The 16,947-nt window shown below is 40.4% G+C and carries 21 protein-coding genes; 5 read left to right on the plus strand and 16 right to left on the minus strand.

The genetic code is table 11. From position 1 onward, the window contains the following. Positions 1–49: 49 nt before the first annotated feature. The gene (gene ahpA / locus AC3WTB_RS02540; protein ID WP_003211758.1) at positions 50–592 is read right to left on the minus strand and encodes a biofilm-specific peroxidase AhpA; all 543 of its coding nucleotides are present in this window, start codon (positions 590–592) and stop codon (positions 50–52) included. 271 nt (positions 593–863) lie between these two features. On the opposite strand from ahpA, the gene AC3WTB_RS02545 reads away from it, so the two are divergent. Beyond that, entirely contained in the window at positions 864–1,673 is an 810-nt protein-coding gene (locus tag AC3WTB_RS02545; protein ID WP_492333263.1) for a mechanosensitive ion channel family protein, read from the plus strand. Positions 1,674–1,695: 22 nt separating this feature from the next. On the opposite strand, the gene AC3WTB_RS02550 is transcribed toward AC3WTB_RS02545, so the two are convergent. The 14 genes from AC3WTB_RS02550 to fadH all read right to left on the minus strand — a co-directional run bounded on the left by AC3WTB_RS02550 (position 1,696) and on the right by fadH (position 12,349). After that, positions 1,696–1,938, minus strand: a complete 243-nt coding sequence (locus AC3WTB_RS02550) for a YkuS family protein (RefSeq protein WP_024424725.1) — start codon at positions 1,936–1,938, stop codon at positions 1,696–1,698. 50 nt (positions 1,939–1,988) lie between these two features. Further along, positions 1,989–3,167 carry an N-acetyldiaminopimelate deacetylase gene (locus AC3WTB_RS02555; protein WP_268464720.1) on the minus strand — a complete coding sequence of 393 codons (1,179 nt, stop codon included), beginning with the start codon at positions 3,165–3,167 and terminating at the stop codon, positions 1,989–1,991. 34 nt (positions 3,168–3,201) lie between these two features. Next, a complete protein-coding gene (dapD, locus tag AC3WTB_RS02560) occupies positions 3,202–3,912 on the minus strand; it encodes a 2,3,4,5-tetrahydropyridine-2,6-dicarboxylate N-acetyltransferase (protein ID WP_366204697.1) in 711 nt (236 codons plus the stop codon). A gap of 109 nt (positions 3,913–4,021) precedes the next feature. Beyond that, positions 4,022–4,480, minus strand: coding sequence for a flavodoxin (locus tag AC3WTB_RS02565; protein WP_039178158.1), 459 nt, complete (start codon positions 4,478–4,480; stop codon positions 4,022–4,024). 16 nt (positions 4,481–4,496) lie between these two features. After that, positions 4,497–5,390 (minus strand): WD40/YVTN/BNR-like repeat-containing protein, encoded by an 894-nt coding sequence (locus AC3WTB_RS02570; protein WP_034281596.1) that lies wholly within the window; start codon positions 5,388–5,390, stop codon positions 4,497–4,499. Next, positions 5,380–5,856, minus strand: coding sequence for a flavodoxin (locus AC3WTB_RS02575; protein WP_039178153.1), 477 nt, complete (start codon positions 5,854–5,856; stop codon positions 5,380–5,382). Before AC3WTB_RS02575 ends, AC3WTB_RS02570 begins: the two co-directional genes overlap by 11 nt. A 123-nt stretch (positions 5,857–5,979) precedes the next feature. Beyond that, a complete protein-coding gene (gene ccpC, locus AC3WTB_RS02580) occupies positions 5,980–6,861 on the minus strand; it encodes a transcriptional regulator CcpC (RefSeq protein WP_024424721.1) in 882 nt (293 codons plus the stop codon). Between the two features lie 97 nt (positions 6,862–6,958). Further along, positions 6,959–7,402: a cyclic-di-AMP-binding protein CbpB gene (cbpB, locus tag AC3WTB_RS02585; RefSeq protein ID WP_047203681.1), complete on the minus strand. Its 444-nt coding sequence runs from the start codon at positions 7,400–7,402 to the stop codon at positions 6,959–6,961. Positions 7,403–7,548: 146 nt separating this feature from the next. After that, positions 7,549–7,740 (minus strand): antirepressor AbbA, encoded by a 192-nt coding sequence (gene abbA / locus AC3WTB_RS02590; RefSeq protein WP_003210802.1) that lies wholly within the window; start codon positions 7,738–7,740, stop codon positions 7,549–7,551. 149 nt (positions 7,741–7,889) lie between these two features. Beyond that, positions 7,890–8,405: a ribonuclease H-like YkuK family protein gene (locus AC3WTB_RS02595; protein ID WP_039178147.1), complete on the minus strand. Its 516-nt coding sequence runs from the start codon at positions 8,403–8,405 to the stop codon at positions 7,890–7,892. 146 nt (positions 8,406–8,551) lie between these two features. After that, positions 8,552–8,794, minus strand: a complete 243-nt coding sequence (locus tag AC3WTB_RS02600; protein WP_003212254.1) for a YkuJ family protein — start codon at positions 8,792–8,794, stop codon at positions 8,552–8,554. A gap of 184 nt (positions 8,795–8,978) precedes the next feature. Continuing rightward, positions 8,979–9,875 carry a manganese catalase family protein gene (locus AC3WTB_RS02605; protein WP_024424718.1) on the minus strand — a complete coding sequence of 299 codons (897 nt, stop codon included), beginning with the start codon at positions 9,873–9,875 and terminating at the stop codon, positions 8,979–8,981. A 424-nt stretch (positions 9,876–10,299) separates the two neighbouring features. After that, positions 10,300–11,520 carry an EAL domain-containing protein gene (locus tag AC3WTB_RS02610; protein ID WP_024426863.1) on the minus strand — a complete coding sequence of 407 codons (1,221 nt, stop codon included), beginning with the start codon at positions 11,518–11,520 and terminating at the stop codon, positions 10,300–10,302. A gap of 64 nt (positions 11,521–11,584) precedes the next feature. After that, entirely contained in the window at positions 11,585–12,349 is a 765-nt protein-coding gene (gene fadH, locus AC3WTB_RS02615) for a 2,4-dienoyl-CoA reductase (RefSeq protein ID WP_492030858.1), read from the minus strand. A 138-nt stretch (positions 12,350–12,487) separates the two neighbouring features. Here fadH and AC3WTB_RS02620 point away from each other — a divergent pair, with 138 nt between their 5' ends. The 4 genes from AC3WTB_RS02620 (at position 12,488) to AC3WTB_RS02635 (ending at position 15,761) form a co-directional block, all read left to right on the plus strand. Then, positions 12,488–13,345 carry a metallophosphoesterase gene (locus tag AC3WTB_RS02620; protein ID WP_492333264.1) on the plus strand — a complete coding sequence of 286 codons (858 nt, stop codon included), beginning with the start codon at positions 12,488–12,490 and terminating at the stop codon, positions 13,343–13,345. Between the two features lie 156 nt (positions 13,346–13,501). Next, complete coding sequence (locus tag AC3WTB_RS02625; protein WP_268474441.1) at positions 13,502–13,999, plus strand: L,D-transpeptidase family protein; 498 nt, start codon at positions 13,502–13,504, stop codon at positions 13,997–13,999. 73 nt (positions 14,000–14,072) lie between these two features. Beyond that, positions 14,073–15,350 (plus strand): MFS transporter, encoded by a 1,278-nt coding sequence (locus tag AC3WTB_RS02630; RefSeq protein WP_369879558.1) that lies wholly within the window; start codon positions 14,073–14,075, stop codon positions 15,348–15,350. Positions 15,351–15,545: 195 nt separating this feature from the next. Beyond that, on the plus strand, positions 15,546–15,761 hold the full coding sequence (locus AC3WTB_RS02635) for a hypothetical protein (protein WP_039178134.1): 216 nt from the start codon (positions 15,546–15,548) through the stop codon (positions 15,759–15,761). Between the two features lie 181 nt (positions 15,762–15,942). On the opposite strand, the gene AC3WTB_RS02640 is transcribed toward AC3WTB_RS02635, so the two are convergent. Continuing rightward, a complete protein-coding gene (locus AC3WTB_RS02640; protein ID WP_492333265.1) occupies positions 15,943–16,839 on the minus strand; it encodes a DMT family transporter in 897 nt (298 codons plus the stop codon). Positions 16,840–16,947 lie beyond the last annotated feature (108 nt).

A 16,947-nucleotide genomic window follows, 5' to 3' on the forward strand; every position in this document is an offset into this window, starting at 1 on the left:
ACAAAAAGGTCTAACATCAGTTAGACCCTCCTGTTTCTTCAGTTATCAATTAAAGTGTTTTTTGACCAGGTTTCCAGTTCGCTGGGCAAAGTCCACCAGTTTGTAATGCTTGAAGAACACGTAATGTCTCATCTACATCACGACCGATATTGTTGTGGAATACTGTTTGGTATTGAAGTTCGCCTTCTGGGTTAATGATGAATAAACCGCGAAGAGCAATTCCTTCTTCTTCAATTAAAACGCCGTATTCTCTAGACACTGTGTGGTTAGTATCAGCAGCTAACGGGTATTTTAATTCACCTAGACCATTGTCTTTACGGTCTGTATTGATCCAAGCAAGATGCGTGTGGATTGTATCAGTAGATACACCGATGATTTCTGCATCTAAATCTTCGAACTCGTCATAACGATCGCTCATTGCTGTAATTTCAGTTGGGCAAACAAATGTGAAATCCATTGGATAGAAGAAAAGAACTGTCCATTTGTCATTCTTCATGTTTTCCTCTAAACTTACTTTACCAAATTCCTTGTTAGCAAGTACTGCTTCCATTTCAAAACGTGGAGCTTGTTTTCCTACGAAACGCTCTGCCATATGTAAATCCCTCCAAAAAATAATATCTTTATACAGTCTTCTTAGCTGTATATAAAATGAGAATCGAAACTTAAAATTCTCATTTAGTTAATAACTTCACAATTACAATTATAATACTTATGCGATTTTTAGTCAATATTAATTAATAATAAATTTAATTAACGATTTGTCACAATTCCTGCTTCACCTATCAAAAGTTTAACATGACTTGCATAAGGGAACAAATGATTAGCTTCTCTTTTAGAGCATACATAGAAAGGTTTTGAAGATCATGAAAGCATTTCAACAAGTAGATTGGGTTTCCATTATCCTCAATAGCAGTATGATTTTGCTAAAACTAGTCGCCATTTTTGCCATTTACTTTATCATCAGAGCCATAGGAAACAAGATGATTAAGCGAGCCTATTCCACATTCGCTGAAAAGCATGAAGTCTCTTTATCAAGAGCTCAGACGCTGCAAAGTCTAACGTTAAATATTTTCGCCTACTTATTGATTTTTATTCTAGTTGTGATGATCCTCGACTTATTTCATTATAACCCGACTGCTTTGCTGGCAGGTGCAGGCGTTGTAGGACTTGCGATCGGTTTTGGCGCTCAAGGGTTAGTGAGTGATATTGTGACCGGATTCTTTATACTATTGGAAAAACAATTTGATGTAGGAGAATATATAACGGTCGCTGGATTTGATGGGATTGTCGAACAAATTGGACTAAGAACCACGCAGCTTCGAAGCTTTGACGGCACCCTTCATTTCATCCCAAATCGCAGCATACTGAATGTAAGCAATCATTCAAGAGGAACGATGCAGGCACTCGTTGATATTGAGCTGTCTCCGGATGAAAATGTGGATCAGATGATCACAGCCCTTCAAGCTGCCTGTGATGAGGTGCGGGAGGAAACTCCTCAAATTATCGAAGGTCCTCAAGTTGTCGGCGTGGAGGCGTTCGGTTCTTCCTCTCTTGTGCTGCGCATCATAGCGAAAACTGAAACAATGGAGCAATGGCGGGTAGAACGAATCTTGCGCAAAAAAATGAAAGAAGTACTCGATATAGAAAAAGAGCAAAAAGAACCGGGATCATAATCTACCGGTTCTTTTTCTTGTTTTATTGAACACGCTGTTCTACTTCTTGGCAAATTTCATCAGCCGTCATACCTGATGCTGTAATAACAGATGCCTTTGTTGTTGTGTCTGAAATGCCAAGAACATTTGAATCTAATCCTGTGACGACATAACAGTCACACTGATCCATTTGCTGTTCATTTTGAATACGTACGACATCATACCCTTTTTGCTTCAATAGTTCTTCTACATCGGATAAAGATTGTTCTACACCAATTCTTGTCATAATCAAGAACACCTCCTGTTCATAAGGTGTACAGGAGGCAGCTCGATTATTCATTCACCAGCTTGCTTTTTAAAATAAGCCGTCATGACATTCACAGCTGTTTCAATCGCGTTTTCATCCGGCTGGAGCTTTGCATGATGCAGGCCGTATTCTGAATCGACACCTAACCAAAACATGAAGCCGGGATATTTTTTCAGCATGTAGCCAAAATCTTCTCCTGTCATGGCTTCTCTGCATTCAATCACATTCGCAAGTCCTTCTTGGGCTACATATGACATAAATTCCTCTGTCAAATCCTTTGAATTGTCCACTTCGTAATAAGACGAAGGATAACGAACGGTTGCTTTGCATTCGTAGCCAATTTCAATTCCTTTTGCCAATGCTTCAATTCGCTTTCTCACCTTGTCCATAGACTCTGGCGAAAGTGTGCGAATGGTACCGTCAAGCTTTGCATGCTGCGCAATAATATTTTGAGCCGTTCCGCCGGTAATCGTGCCCACTGTAATGACCGCACTATCAAGGGGATCAACATTACGTGAAATAACCGATTGCAGCTGACCTACAAGAGCACTTGCAGCAACAACCATATCATTTGCTAAATGAGGATATGCAGCATGTCCGCCTTTTCCTTCAAGCTCAATCACAAGCTCACTCGTATTGGCAAATAACAAACCCGGCTTTGTAGCAATTGTCCCAACAGGATATTCAGGTGCGATATGCAGCGCTGTAATAAAGTCTGGCGTCCATTTTTTGAGAACATCACTTGTAAGCATTGGTTCGGCACCGCCTGGACCTTCTTCTGCCGGCTGGAAGATAAATAATACGTCTTCTTTGATCGGTTCATGAACGAAATGATCGATGATACCAAGCGCAATGGTCATATGAAGGTCATGTCCACATGCATGCATCTTCCCTTCATGCACAGATTCAAATGAATACCCTGTTTCCTCGGGTATAGACAGGCCGTCCATATCTGCACGATAAGCAAATACGCGCGTTGGATTTGTCCCTTTCACTTTTACAAAAAGCCCAGTTCGCCACGTTTCAATCTCAACTCGATCTTTTGAATAGGTGTCCAAATGCTGAATGAGATACGCTTGTGTTTTAAATTCTTGGAAACCAAGCTCAGGGATTTGGTGTAAATCTCTTCGAATGGATATTAATTGCTCACGATTTAACAAGTGAACTCGCTTCCTTTCTTCTATACGAATAAGACGTGGATATCTCATCCACGTCTTTGTCTTCAGCTGCGAATTATATGAATTAAAGCTGACGCAGTTCTTGTTTGATTTCAGTCTTACCTTTTGTTTTTTCATCGATGTCTTTGATTTTCTTAGCAGGTGTACCTGCTACAACTGTGTAAGGCTCTACATCGTTCACAACGATCGCACCAGCAGCTACTACTGCACCTTTACCAATTGTCACGCCTTCTAGAACAACAGCGTTCGCACCGATGACAACGTCATCTTCTACCACAACTGGTTTAGCAGACGGTGGCTCAATAACACCTGCAAGAACAGATCCAGCACCGATATGACAGTTCTTACCTACTGTCGCACGGCCGCCAAGCACCACGTTCATATCAATCATCGTACCTTCGCCGATTACAGAACCGATATTAATAGAAGCACCCATCATAATGACTGCATTATCACCGATTTCAACTTGGTCACGAATGATTGCCCCTGGCTCGATACGGGCTTTAATGTTTTTCAAATCTAACATCGGAATTGCAGAGTTGCGGCGGTCATTTTCCACGACAACATCTTCAATTTTGTCTTTGTTTGATGCTAGCACTTCTTGAATTTCGCTCCACTCACCGAAAACAACTCCAGTGTTTCCTGTGATGAATGTTTTTGCATGTTTACCAAACTCAATACCTTCTAAGTCACCTTTAATATAGACTTTGACAGGTGTTGATTTTGTACTATTTTGAATAAATGAAATAATTTCATTAGCGTCCATTTGTTTCATGTATGTATGTCCTCCTCTTAATTTATACTTCATTACTGTACCAAAGGAGTGTTTTAATGACAAGTGAAAGAGTCATCTCCGCAATGGAAAATAAAACAAGCGGGACCGATTATCCCGCTTCTTGCTGGTGAAGCTGAACAAATTGTTTACCAAAAGAAATTAATTCGTCTTCTTCCTCTCCTTCTGGATTCAGCTCAATTTTAACTGATGGGAGGACAATGTCACCGCCAAGCTCCTTCACTTTTTCTTCGATTAGGTCAACAGCTCCGCAAAAATGTTCGTAAGATGTATCGCCAGAACCGAATACTGCAAATGCTTTTCCCGTTAAATCAAGCTCTTCCATTTCTTCATATAAATCAATAAAATCATCCGGAAGATCGCCATCTCCCCATGTATACGCACCTAACATAATGTGCGAGTAATCATTAAGCAGCTCCGCATCAATATCCATCGCTTCATGCCGGTCCACGCTGGCTCCTGCTTCCGTAATACCTTTTTCAATTAAATCTGCCATCGCTTCTGTATTTCCAGACATCGTGGCATACACCAATAAAACCTTTTCTGTCACTTTTTCTTCCTCCTTATCAATGAATCAATGCAGGCTCCTCATACGGCCTGACAAACTTACTTTCATATAAACCCGCACAGAAAAAGTTTTCGTTTTGATTGGCTACACGAAAACCGTGTCCTTTGATCGTATCAAACCATTTGAGCTCTTTTTGCTCAATATCAAGCTGATACACTTTAGAAAATCCGTGTTCGTCTTGTGAGGTGGTCACATACACAATGCCATTATCCTCTGATACATCCAAAAATGATTCTTCTCTAGCAAAGGCCTGTGATTGAATATCATGCAGAATATTTGTATGTAAATCTAAAATTTGAACAGATCCTTTTTTGCCTTTTTTTGAACCTAATGCACAAACAAGAAGATGTTCATGACAGAGCAGCATAGAAGCTGTCATTCGGTGCTCCTCTCTGTTTAAAAGAAAAATCTGTTCACTCTGCAAGTCATACACCCATATTCCTCCGTGAACCTCATGAATCTGTGTTCCAATATAAAGGTGGTCACCTGCAGCACATAAAGAACGAATGACCGGCGGATGATTCACATGAGCAAATGGCTTCATAATTTCCCAGGAAATTCCGAAATCATTTGACACATAGATACTATGTTTTCCATGCGCACATACAAACCCATCTTTACGTCCTGTAATAGACCAGACGACTGCGTTTGTTGGAAATGAAGATAACGCCCATGTATTGCCTTCATCTCCTGATCTAATCACTGTGCCATTTTCACCAACACCGAATAAATAAGGGCCAATATAGCTGATCGCATGAATTTTATGCTTGAGCTTAAATAGCTGCTGCCATCCGCTCTCCACACTATAGTGAAAAATACCTTCACGTTTTACAGCAACAAAGTATCCACCACTTTTAGATGCTGCAACGGCTGTTGCTCCTTTATGAAACATGATTTTCAACTCGTTTCTCAGACAAAGCGGCCCACGTTAAAAAGCTCACAGCAAATTCCTGACAGCACGCCACATCTTCATCTGTATCCGGTGCAAGCTCCATTTTTAATGTTTCAGGAAAAACAGATGCACCCGTTGATTTCAGCATGTCATGGAATGTATGGACAGCCTCGCAAAACTTTGGATAGCTGTAATCACCCGATCCAAAGACAGCTGCTTTTATGTGACTAAGTTCAAGAGTAGAGACCTCTTCATAAAAATCCTCTGCTTCATATGGCAAATCTCCATCACCCCAAGTATAAGAACCAATGAATACGTAATCGTATGAGGAAAGGTCCTCTGCGTTCGTATCATCAAATTCCATCATCTCTGTATCTATGCCTTTTCCTTCAAGAGTTTGCTTTAAGATCGCTGCCATATCTTCCGTATTTCCAGACATACTCGCAAATGCAATTAGTGCTTTCATCTATCGGTCACCTCATCTAAATGATAATCATTTTCAATTATTATATGTACACTTTAAATGATAATGATTTTCATTGTCAAATGATTTCATAAAAAAAAGTACCTCCCTATTCCAAGAAGGTACTTACACGGCATCATTTTCAAGCATTTCTTTAACCACACCAACAAATGCTTGCACCTGTTTTAACTGAAAAGACGCTTCATAGCCTAGCAGCCATGTGTCACGGCCGATTTGCTCTCCGTTTACATCAACAAGCGGTGTTTTATAAACACTTTTTTCGTGGTCATATAGAGTAACAGAAGGCAAAATGGCGTAGCCGATGCCGTGGTAGGCCATTTGTTTACATGTTTCAATTTGGTCTACTAAAATCGTCTGCTTTGGAGATACTTTAAATTTTTGATGCCACCAGTGCTGGATTTCCTGATAATACGTGCTGTCGCTTTTAAATTGGATAAATGGCCGCTCAGTCTTGATTAATTCATCTACGTCCTTGATCACGGAATCGACTAAGTATAAATGATCTGTCATCAAGTATTCCTTTGTCCCCTTCCAATCAGGGTTTCCGCGAATGATTCCTATGTGCACATGGTCTTCATACAAGCTTTTGAGCATTTCACTGCTCCAGCCGGTAACGAGTGACACCTTGGCATTTGGATATTTTTCGACATACCGTTTTAACACCTTTGGCAGCCAGTGCTGTCCAATAATCGACGCCACCGCAAGCTTGAGTGTACCGTGAATGTCACCCTCAAGTTCATCAATTCGTTCTCTCACTCGATCCTGTTCAACCGTTACTTCTTTTGCAAATTGGATAATCTGTTCACCTGCTGAAGTCACGGTCAGCCCCTTTTGTGAACGAAAAAAGATTTTCGTTCCCCATTCCTTTTCGATCGTCTGCAATCTTTGCGATAATGCAGGCTGAGAGACAAAGAGCCGTTCCGAAGCCTTTCTCATATTCAATTCTTCACTTAGCACAACAAGCATATGTAACTCCTGAAGCTGCATGGGCGTCCCCTTTCTCTCTATAAGTTTTTCTTATTTCATATGCTCATTATATAAATTTTAACTTATGAAGGCAAAAAAAAATAAGCTGGGCTGCAGCTCATTTTTTCGCGGAATGAATGACCTCATTTAAGCGCTTTAATACAACTCGTCGAGTAAAAATACCTTCAAAGACTTGCTCCTCATTTACTACACAAACAAATCCATTATTTGTCACAGCGTGAACGCCTTTTAGTACAGGATCTGTCGTTTTGAGTCTCGGAATATCCTTCAGCATAACCTCTTCGACCTTCAACTGGTCGAGCTTCTCGAATTCGATTCGTTCTAAACCGAAGATTTTATCCATAATCATATTCGTTCCAATTAACCCGTGTAAATGATAAGAAGCGTCTAATACCGGAATAGCTGTATATCCTGTTTTGGTTAGAACCAATAGGGCATGCTCAAGGTTATTGCCAATTTGAACATGTGCGACTTTATCTGCATCAATCATATGCTCGGCTACTGTGGACTCAAGCAATTGAGTCGGCTCTATCTCTATCATGTTTCTTCGACCCCTTTTCTCTCAATCATCAATCATACATTCCCCATTACGATTAAGCATAAACTAAAACGAATTTTGTCGAAAGATTTTTTCTGCATAAAAAAGATACTCAGCCCCCGAGTATCTAATAGAATGTTAAACCAATATTAATTCTCAAACCTTACTCTGTCATACAATGTGATCAATTGCTTATACGTATTGTCGTCGACATTTTTTGTTCCACATTCTATATCATTGATCTCACTGCTTAGTAATTCGACAGCATATTCCTGATTCAGCAATACGTTTAATAATAGCTTTTTCTCTTCTTCATTAAAACGATTTTCGATGACGCTCATTCAACATCAGGCCCCCTGTTTCATATATGCTTTTATATTGATTAGCAGGCTTTTGAATGTCTGCTTCCTCTCTATACAGCTAGAATAAGGAACTAGAATCGAATCGTCAACCGCACGTTTCGACAAGGTTTGGAGAAAAATGACGGAATTTATTTTGTGTATCGATTGGCATAGCAAAATGCTGCATATGAGTCGGGTTTTATTTTTGCTTCAATTCCCATAGCTGTGATCATTCCGGTCATTTCCTGGATCAGCTCTTTTGTACTTCCTTTTTTGCCAATATCCAGATGGGCTTCAAAACGAAGGTCTGCCCCTTCCTCAGCAAACGGAAGAAGCAAATCCATCAGTTCTGTTAAAGGCCCCTCAAGGATGTCTGCACATACCTTTTGGCTAAACGCTGTCTCTAATGAAATTTTTTCTCTAAGACTTTGCACGGGTCTTTCAATCACTTGTTGTGTGAGGCAGCCCCAAGCTCCTTTGCCAATCCGGTGGAGATGAATTGCAGTCATAAATGTTGTGACATTTTGATTGACCTGAGAGTCCGTACCAATTGATAACACATAGGCGGATCTAGGGTCTTTTCGAATAAAGTCTTTCATTCTCATGACGACATCAGAAAACGCTAAACGATCTTCAGAAAGATTGTAGAAAAAAGAATCACTCACAGAAAGGAACTCCTTTTTAATGGTCTCTTATCCGAAAAATGCGCTGATTGATCATCTTCCATTTGTACATATCATCTATGATGATCCATGTATGCTGCCGCAATAAACGAAGGAATCCTCAGAAAAAACATTTCATACGATTCAGCTTAGGATTGTAGAAGCTCAAAAATCTCAATCGAAATCATATCAATGTTGTCAAATGGGAAAGTGTTTGGCTTATCCCCTTGTTGAAAAACAGTCAATTCAAACGTTTGATTCTTTTCGAAATACTTAACACTACAGATTTTCTCACCGTTCACTTCGAAATAACGCTGTGCCGGCTCGTTTGCAGCTTCTGCTGTCTCTTGAAGACTTTGCAGCCTTGTAATGATACCCATTAATTGTGACATTCTAAAAAAAGACTCCTTTCAAAAAAACAACTCAAGATGAACCCGTATTGATTATACACAAGTCCTACAAAGCATCATACCATAAAGTGTTCTCAGATGATATTTTTCCTCTTGAATTCAAAAAAAGAAAAAGAATCTGTTTTTTTAGTTTGAGTCTTTTTTCTAATCTCATGCACCATGATTTTTATAAACCAGCAGATCTCATCAGTCGTTTCGCAATTTCATCAAAATCCTCTTTTGATATGCCTGGAGCAAACTCTTCCGGTAATTCTCTATAATCTGGCACAGGTGCACCTTGCGGGGTGCCTTCAATGACTGTGAGCGGTTTTCCATCAATCGGGTGGCTGCCTTTCCAAATTTTATTGATATCCTTGTAGTCCGTATCACTAAATGTATACAGCTTTGTATGAACATTCTGATCTTCAAATTTTCTCGCTGAATCAAAGTATTTGTTATCAAGATTTGGGATTGGCAGCATCTTCCCTACATCTACTCCTGTAGCGACTTCTAGTGCCTTTGCATATGCCACAATATGCACGCCGCCCCTGACAAGTAAATAACCGATCATCTCTCTTGCTGTAGGGTGGTCCGTCATTTCATATACACGCATTTTGTGCGTACGTGCTCCGCATTCAAGGAAGAAATTATGAAGGAGGTCAAGAATCAGGTTGCCGCTTGAGAACACATTCTCTCCTGTCCAAGGTTTTGCCATTGAATCAAACGGATAGCCTGTTTGGGCTGTTTGAATAAAATGCTGTGTATTTCGTTTATCGACAGCTGCCTTCATCGGCGTCGTATCTGGGTCCCCGCCATGGGTGGTTCCTGTAATCATGAGATTGATGGCTGTGGTCACAAGCTCAACATGACCGAATTCTTCAGCTGTAATACTGGATACGAGGTCATAAAACGGTTTGAGTTTTCGTTTCCCTCTAAAGTTAAAGGATTGAAACATGTAATTATTTAATGTGGACATTTCACCGAATTTTCCGCCGAGTAATTCTTGCACAGCAGCGGCACCATTTGCATCTGGGTGATCTGGTCTTGGCAAATCAATGAGCAGCCGCGTGTCACGTTTGATCATGATGTTTCCCTCCTACTGTCTAACTATCATCACTTAAGATGTATGGAGGGTTTGGGCTGTCCTATGCATGAAGGGAAAGATTGAAGCACAAAAAAAACTTGGCGGGGGTAGCGCCAAGTTTTTTGGATCTTGATCTGATAGAGGGGTTGGGGAACAGAGAGTAGCTTCTCTCTATAACTAAATGATAATGATTATCAGTTTCATTGTCAACCATTTTTTAATTTTCTTTTTTCTATCAAAAAAAGCAGCCTACGAGGCTGCTCAGATTGATGACAAAAGGCTAAAATTCCTTTTATTTATATTTCAGTGTGATAGAAAGCCTTTGAAGTCTAGAAAGGACGAGTACCGGAGCGAATTGTACATTCGGGAGCACTGCCACGCAGGACTGACAAAGAATGCGAGGATTAGTCTTCAAGCCGCGTCTTCAAATTAATCCATCTTGCTCATATAAATAGGCATACGGAAGGTCTATAAACAAATACATATCTCCCTCTAAAGGATAAGAAAACGTACGTATCCTCTCACCGGTTTCTAAATCACTATAAATATCGCTGAAAAATCCTTTTCCGCTAATTCTCATTTGAAGAATATTTGCTAGGAAATAAGGACGCCAGCTCCAGTTTTTTTCTATATACTCCGGCTGAAACAACCATTCTTCCTCTTTTTTGAACACATTTCCAGTGATTTGAAAACCTTCTTCATTACACATATAAATCCGAAAGCTGCAATCTGTTAGTTCAAGTGCCAGTTTTTGAATGAGCTCATCATTTGTGCTGCACGATTTCTTTAAAGTCGTAACAGCTTGATGAATTCGTTTATAAAATGTTTCAGAATGTTCGTAGACAGCTTGCAGCTTCTTTTTCTCATGGGCAATGAATTGCTGGAATTCTTCTCTAAGCTGATCTTTTCGGTGGCTTCGATCGATTAATTCTCCTGCAGGCTCATGAAGATAGAACCCTTGAAAATATCTCCCGCCATTTCTCCAAGCATACTGAAGCTGGAAATTTGCTTCAATGTCTTCATAAATTAGAGCAGCTCCTATTTTTCTTGCAAGCAATGAAATGCTGTACAAGACATATTCATAGGAAGGAGATGGAGCCGATGCCTTTAATGCCTGTAAATCTATTTTTAATAAATCAGGTGAAAGCAAGGCAATCCGGTCCAGATTACTGCTTTCTTTTCCTATATTTGAGACGGCGATTTTAATCCCATATGTACGATAATACGTTAACGTATGGTAAAGCTGTTCAATGTCGCCGCTAAACGTATGCTCTGCAAACTCAATAACAAACCGGTTAAGCTGAATGCCCCTTGCTTCATATTCCTTTAAGAGTTCTAAAAAGCTTTCCCCATGATCTAGCATGAGGATATTGGCATCATGATTAATAAAAATGAGCAAATCGTCATCTGCTGTTGTGAAGAGATCAAGTGCTTGAGTCAGTACTTTGTGATCTACTTCCAATTTATATTCGTCAGGAATAGATGAATCCGTAAAGAAGGAGCCTAGGCTGACCGTTTCTGACTCAAGCTTCATTCTTCCTAGAATCTCATAGCCTATCACTTTTTGCTCTTCCGCACTGAATATTGCTTGATAGTGCGGGAAAACATCTTCAATATTCGTTAAAATATCCAATGGATCGACCATTTTCATCACCTGCTTCTCTCTTTGTGTGATTATACCACATCAAAAGCAGGTCTTACATCGTCAATCAAAATGGTGATTGGTTGAGCCATTGTCCCCCATCCATCGTAATACAATCTCCATTTATATAAGACGCATGCTCCGATAATAAAAAGCTCGCAAGCGCTGCAATTTCCTCAGGTGTGCCCAGTCTGCCAAGAGGAACGCTATCTAATGTTCTTTGCGCTGCTTCTTCAGATTCCCATAGTTTATCTGCTCCGCCTGTTCTCTCGATTGGGCCTGGTGCGATGGCATTGACGCGAATTCGATATTGCCTCCCCCATTCAACAGCAAGCGTTCGAGTCAGGGACAACACGCCAGCCTTTGCTGCCGCCGAATGCGCCACGCCTACACCAGCACCCCATGCATAGGTGGCCACCATGTTAAGGATACTTCCCCTTTTCTTTTGCCGAATCCAGTAATTGCCCACTGCATGGCTGCAAAAGAATGTACCATTTAACACAATATCAATTACAGCTTTCCAGCCGTTAGGAGACAGCTTTTCTGCTGGCACTAAAAAATTTCCTGCTGCGTTGTTAATGAGGGCATCGACATCACCAAATGTATCCACCGCAAACTTGACCATTTGGTCAGCATCCTCTGGGTTTCGCACATCCATTTGGAAGTAAGCGACTGCTCCGCCCTTCCGCTTCATTTCTTTTGCCGTCTTTTCCAGCGTCTCTTCCGTTCTACCAGTAATCACAACATTCCAGCCTTCAGCTGCCAAATGGGCAGCCATTGCCTTCCCCATACCGCTTGATCCCCCTGTGACAATCACTGTTTGCTTCGTCATTTGTTCTCCCCCTTTGTATGATTTGAATGACTATTCATTCATTATTGTCTATCATATCATGATTGACCCTCGGTGCACCATATGGGAGATTATCCAAATTTGATGCTATACTTAATTTTATTTATAAAGGAGTCTTATATGAAGCAGCTTTCCCGCAGACAATTTTTAAAAGGAGCAGCTGGTGCGAGTATTCTCGGTTTTTTGGCTACAAGTTGTGGATATGGATATGCCAGGTACATTGAGCCGCGCATGATCGATACCGTGTCACTAATCATTCAAGATGCTCAGCTTCCAGCTTCATTTGACCAGTTTAAAATAGCCCAATTTAGTGACGTTCATTTGAGTGATACATTTCCTGCGAAGGACCTAGAAGCCATCGTTCAGAGAATCAATGCTGCATCTCCAGATCTCATTGTGTTCACAGGTGATCTCGTTGATTTTCAAGCATCCACCCAAGAGCATGAAAAAGCGAAGGCTTATTTGAATAAGCTTCATGCTCCGTTCGGTAAACTCGCCATCTACGGAAATCATGACTACGGACCATTTGGCGTGGAGCTTTATGAGAAAACAATGGAGGCTTGTGGATTTACATTATGTAAAAATGATGTGTTTCTATTAGAAAAAGATCATGCACATATTCAGATTGCTGCACTGGATGATCTTATGATGAGCGTGCCTGATTACGATTTGATCAAACGGGAAGTAACATCTGATTTATTTACGTTGCTGCTCGTCCATGAGCCTGATGCAGCATTAGAGCTGAAAACAACACCTATTAACTTGCAGCTTTCCGGGCATACGCATGGCGGTCAAGTGCAGCTGCCTTTCTATGGACCGATTCTCACAGCACCTTACGGCCGTACATATGTAGAAGGTTTATACGAAAGCGATCAGCAACGCATCTATGTCAACCGTGGACTTGGGACAACACGTCTCCCGCTTCGGTTTTTAGCCAAGCCGGAGTTAACCTTTTTTACCTTTACATCTCGTGTATAAATAGAAGCCAAACCGCCCTCTCCTGCATATGTATAATCAAAGTTCTTTCTCATGACAAATGTTAGGAGAAACCTTACTGGGCCTGATTCCGTCCATATAGTATGTCAAGTGACGGCATCATGGCTTCTTTTATTTGAGTAAAAGGAGTGTACTTTGGTGCTGCGATATACGGTGAAAAGAGGAGAAACTCTTGCTTCTATAGCGCTTGATTTTCGAACAACAACAGATGCCTTAAAGACTGCAAATCCGTCACTTCAAGCTCGCGAGCCTGAACAAAATGAGGTCATCATCATACCTGGTTTGCCAGATCCTAATACGATCCCATACCGCATCTTTGTTTCGATTTCAACGAAACGTCTCGTTTTGTTTTCTGGATCACAGCTTATTCGTTCGTATCCGATTGCAACAGGGAAAATTTTAAATATGACACCGACAGGTTCTTATTATATTGTCAACAGACAGCCAAACCCAGGAGGTCCCTTTGGCGCTTATTGGCTGAGCCTTTCAAAAATTCATTACGGCATTCACGGTACGAATAACCCGTCTTCAATTGGTAAAGCTGTTTCTAGAGGATGCATTCGCATGTATAATCAGAATGTCATCGAGCTTGCTTCACTCGTTCCAAACGGAACACCTGTGACCATTAGCCAGTAGATGAAATCAATTGTACGAATGGTTAAAATTTTATATGATATAAAGTGGGATCTTCAGGTTAAGGAGCGTATTTATGGATATTTTTAAAAACAGAAATTTTGTTCGTCTCTTTTTTGCGGCACTTGCTTCGCAAATGGGGACAACAGTAGGCAATATGGCGTTTGCCTTTTATTTGCTCGACCATTTTAGTCATCAGCCCGCATACGCCACATTGGCTGAACTTATGTATTCTCTTCCTACCATCTTTGTCTTTTTTATGGTAGGTGTGGTCGCAGACCGTTTTGATCGTAAAAAAGTCGCAGAGAACTGTGATTGGATACGAGCTGGGCTGACGATTGTATTATTCATTGTTATTTATTTTAATTCACTGCCACTTATTTTCTTGATCTTGTTTATTCGAAGTGCTATTACGAAGTTCTTCTATCCAGCTGAAGCTTCTCTCGTTCAGGCGATTTTAAATAAAGATCAATATGCAAAAGCCGCTGGCTTAAATCAAATGCTGTTTAGTTTATTTATGGTATTTGGCGTTGGGCTAGGTGCCATTATGTATAAGACGATTGGACTTCACGGTGCCATTACAATTGATTTGGTCAGCTTTATTATTTCAGGCATCCTGATTCGTTCATGTAACATTCCAATTGAAGCGCGTCAGCCAAATGGACAAGCTGGCTGGAGAGGCATGACCATCAAAACGTCTCTGAAAGATTTTAAAGAAGGCATCCTATATATTTTAAAAAATAAATTATTGGCTTCTTTAATTTTTGGCTTTTTTGTTTTCGGTCTAGTCAATGGCGCATTTGCCGTTCTGCCGATGTTTACAATGAAATATGGACTTTCACCAGACCATTTTGAACTGCATACATCCTTCTTTACCATTGCGATCGGTGCAGGCTTGCTCGTTGGAAGCTTAATGGGCTCTGTCCTCGCTAAAAAGGTAAAGATGCAATATCTCATGTCGATTCCAATTTTGGTCGCAGGTATTTTGATTTTTGTCCTTGGTTCTACCCATACATTATGGTTGTTTTATGTCACCTCATTTGTCATTGGTACATGCATCGGCCCAGTCAACATTGTCATTGGAGGCTGGCTGCCTAGAATCGTCCATCCTCGACTGATGGGTCGTGTGTCAGGATGGGTTGACCCGCTCACTATGTTTGCTCAATCGATGACATTAGGTCTGATTGCTGTATTATTTCCAAAACTCATCACAAATGTTTCTTATATTTATTACGGAATGGGCTTTATTATTTTACTTGTCTTCCTTTTTTACTTCATTACACTGCCAAAGTTCAGCAGAGAAGCTGACGACTTAGACGTGCAGCGTGAACTAAAGGGGCAGGGAGTTCAATAAGTAAATAGCAAAAAGGACTTTCTTTTCAGGAAAGTCCTTTTTTCATGGATGAAACGTCCTTCATGCATTTCCTCTGTTGAGAGAATCTGCTTGAAGGCTTGCTTTATTGATCCATTTTTTCTTGTTTTTCACAATTAAATTCCTTTACATCTTTAAACGTTTTATAGTAGGATAGTCAGGTTGGAGGTGAAAGAAATGCTAAAAAGTTACTATTTTATTCATACTAAAAATGAACAGGGACAGTTTGTTGTACATACAGAAGATTGTGCATTTTTAGGCGATGCTGCAAGCCGTACGTTGATTGGCCTGCACATGAATGGCGAAAGCGCCATGGATGAAGCCAAACAAATGACGAATGAAACTGACTTTAATGGTTGTTTTTATTGCGCTTATTCTATTCATACAAAATAATTTATCCTGTATGCATCACATATACGCGCATATGGTGGACTGCATATATAAAAAAATATCATTTGAGAAACTACCCATTTTGATAAATAGGTAGTTATCATGAACTAATAGTTCACTTTGTTTATATTTCATTCAGTCAATTCTTCTTATCATTCCTTCTATTGTTCATCGCCCACCCCGCTCATTTTTTCGGCTGATACAATGCCAAGAATAAAATCATATAGACAATACAAGCTGTCCCTATCCATTGGAAAAGTCCGAATGGCTCTTTTAACCAGAAAACAGTCGTGACGACTGCTGCAAGGGGCTCAACACTTCCAATTAAGCTCGACTCTTTTGGTGATAAGTATTGCAAACTTTCTATGTAAAACCAAAAAGCGATCATCGTTCCAAATATGACCACAAACAATAAATAGACATACGCTTCAAAAGGTAAATGAGTGAGATTGACCTTCCATGGAGGATGGATCAAGCTAAGGGCGCCTCCTCCTATAAGCATCGCCCAGCCGACAACCACTAGAGAGTCGAATTGTTTTAACAGGCTGATCGGATATAACGTATAAAACGAGAGCGACACAGCCGATAGTATTCCCCAAATCACTGCCACAAATGGAACGGTTAATGTTGAAATAGAACCATTCGTCAATAAGAAAAACATACCCGCTAAAGCCAATACCACTGTGACCAAATCTCTTCTAGTGAAGGTTGATTGCCTGCGAATGACCAAATACACGATAATCATGACAGGGGCTGTATACTGCAGCAGCGTTGCCACAGCAGCATTTCCATGTTGAATGGATGCCATATAAGTATATTGAACAGCCAGCATACCCATTAGCCCAAATAGAAGGACTTGCATCGCTGTCCTCTTCTTTTGCCACACACCGAACAGATGTGTTTTTTCTTTTGTCATCACATGAACAAATAAAAGCAATCCTCCTGAAATGAGCAACCGAACCGTCACAAGCCAATTGACATCAATCCGATATTGCTGGAACAATTTTTGTGAAATTGTTCCTCCTACTCCCCAGCAGATGGCGCCTATGAGTACAAGTAAAATTCCCTTTCTCCTATTCATTTTCATTCTCCTCAATTCTCAACAAATCATGATAATATAGTTGATAGTAGTTCACTTTGTTACATATTGATATATCAATTGAACATAAAAATAAAAGAATATTGAGGA

The organism is Bacillus sp. EB106-04-04-XG123 (assembly GCF_058791855.1).

Excerpts from the sequence above, each read along its gene's own strand:
- ahpA (WP_003211758.1), bottom strand. The coding sequence starts at position 592 with ATGGCAGAGCGTTTCGTAGGAAAACAAGCTCCACGTTTTGAAATGGAA.
- AC3WTB_RS02545 (WP_492333263.1), top strand. The coding sequence starts at position 864 with ATGAAAGCATTTCAACAAGTAGATTGGGTTTCCATTATCCTCAATAGC.
- AC3WTB_RS02550 (WP_024424725.1), bottom strand. The coding sequence starts at position 1,938 with ATGACAAGAATTGGTGTAGAACAATCTTTATCCGATGTAGAAGAACTA.
- AC3WTB_RS02555 (WP_268464720.1), bottom strand. The coding sequence starts at position 3,167 with ATGAGATATCCACGTCTTATTCGTATAGAAGAAAGGAAGCGAGTTCAC.
- dapD (WP_366204697.1), bottom strand. The coding sequence starts at position 3,912 with ATGAAACAAATGGACGCTAATGAAATTATTTCATTTATTCAAAATAGT.
- AC3WTB_RS02570 (WP_034281596.1), bottom strand. The coding sequence starts at position 5,390 with ATGTTTCATAAAGGAGCAACAGCCGTTGCAGCATCTAAAAGTGGTGGA.
- AC3WTB_RS02575 (WP_039178153.1), bottom strand. The coding sequence starts at position 5,856 with ATGAAAGCACTAATTGCATTTGCGAGTATGTCTGGAAATACGGAAGAT.
- ccpC (WP_024424721.1), bottom strand. The coding sequence starts at position 6,861 with ATGCAGCTTCAGGAGTTACATATGCTTGTTGTGCTAAGTGAAGAATTG.
- cbpB (WP_047203681.1), bottom strand. The coding sequence starts at position 7,402 with ATGATAGAGATAGAGCCGACTCAATTGCTTGAGTCCACAGTAGCCGAG.
- abbA (WP_003210802.1), bottom strand. The coding sequence starts at position 7,740 with ATGAGCGTCATCGAAAATCGTTTTAATGAAGAAGAGAAAAAGCTATTA.
- AC3WTB_RS02600 (WP_003212254.1), bottom strand. The coding sequence starts at position 8,794 with ATGTCACAATTAATGGGTATCATTACAAGGCTGCAAAGTCTTCAAGAG.
- AC3WTB_RS02605 (WP_024424718.1), bottom strand. The coding sequence starts at position 9,875 with ATGATCAAACGTGACACGCGGCTGCTCATTGATTTGCCAAGACCAGAT.
- AC3WTB_RS02610 (WP_024426863.1), bottom strand. The coding sequence starts at position 11,520 with ATGGTCGATCCATTGGATATTTTAACGAATATTGAAGATGTTTTCCCG.
- fadH (WP_492030858.1), bottom strand. The coding sequence starts at position 12,349 with ATGACGAAGCAAACAGTGATTGTCACAGGGGGATCAAGCGGTATGGGG.
- AC3WTB_RS02620 (WP_492333264.1), top strand. The coding sequence starts at position 12,488 with ATGAAGCAGCTTTCCCGCAGACAATTTTTAAAAGGAGCAGCTGGTGCG.
- AC3WTB_RS02630 (WP_369879558.1), top strand. The coding sequence starts at position 14,073 with ATGGATATTTTTAAAAACAGAAATTTTGTTCGTCTCTTTTTTGCGGCA.
- AC3WTB_RS02635 (WP_039178134.1), top strand. The coding sequence starts at position 15,546 with ATGCTAAAAAGTTACTATTTTATTCATACTAAAAATGAACAGGGACAG.
- AC3WTB_RS02640 (WP_492333265.1), bottom strand. The coding sequence starts at position 16,839 with ATGAATAGGAGAAAGGGAATTTTACTTGTACTCATAGGCGCCATCTGC.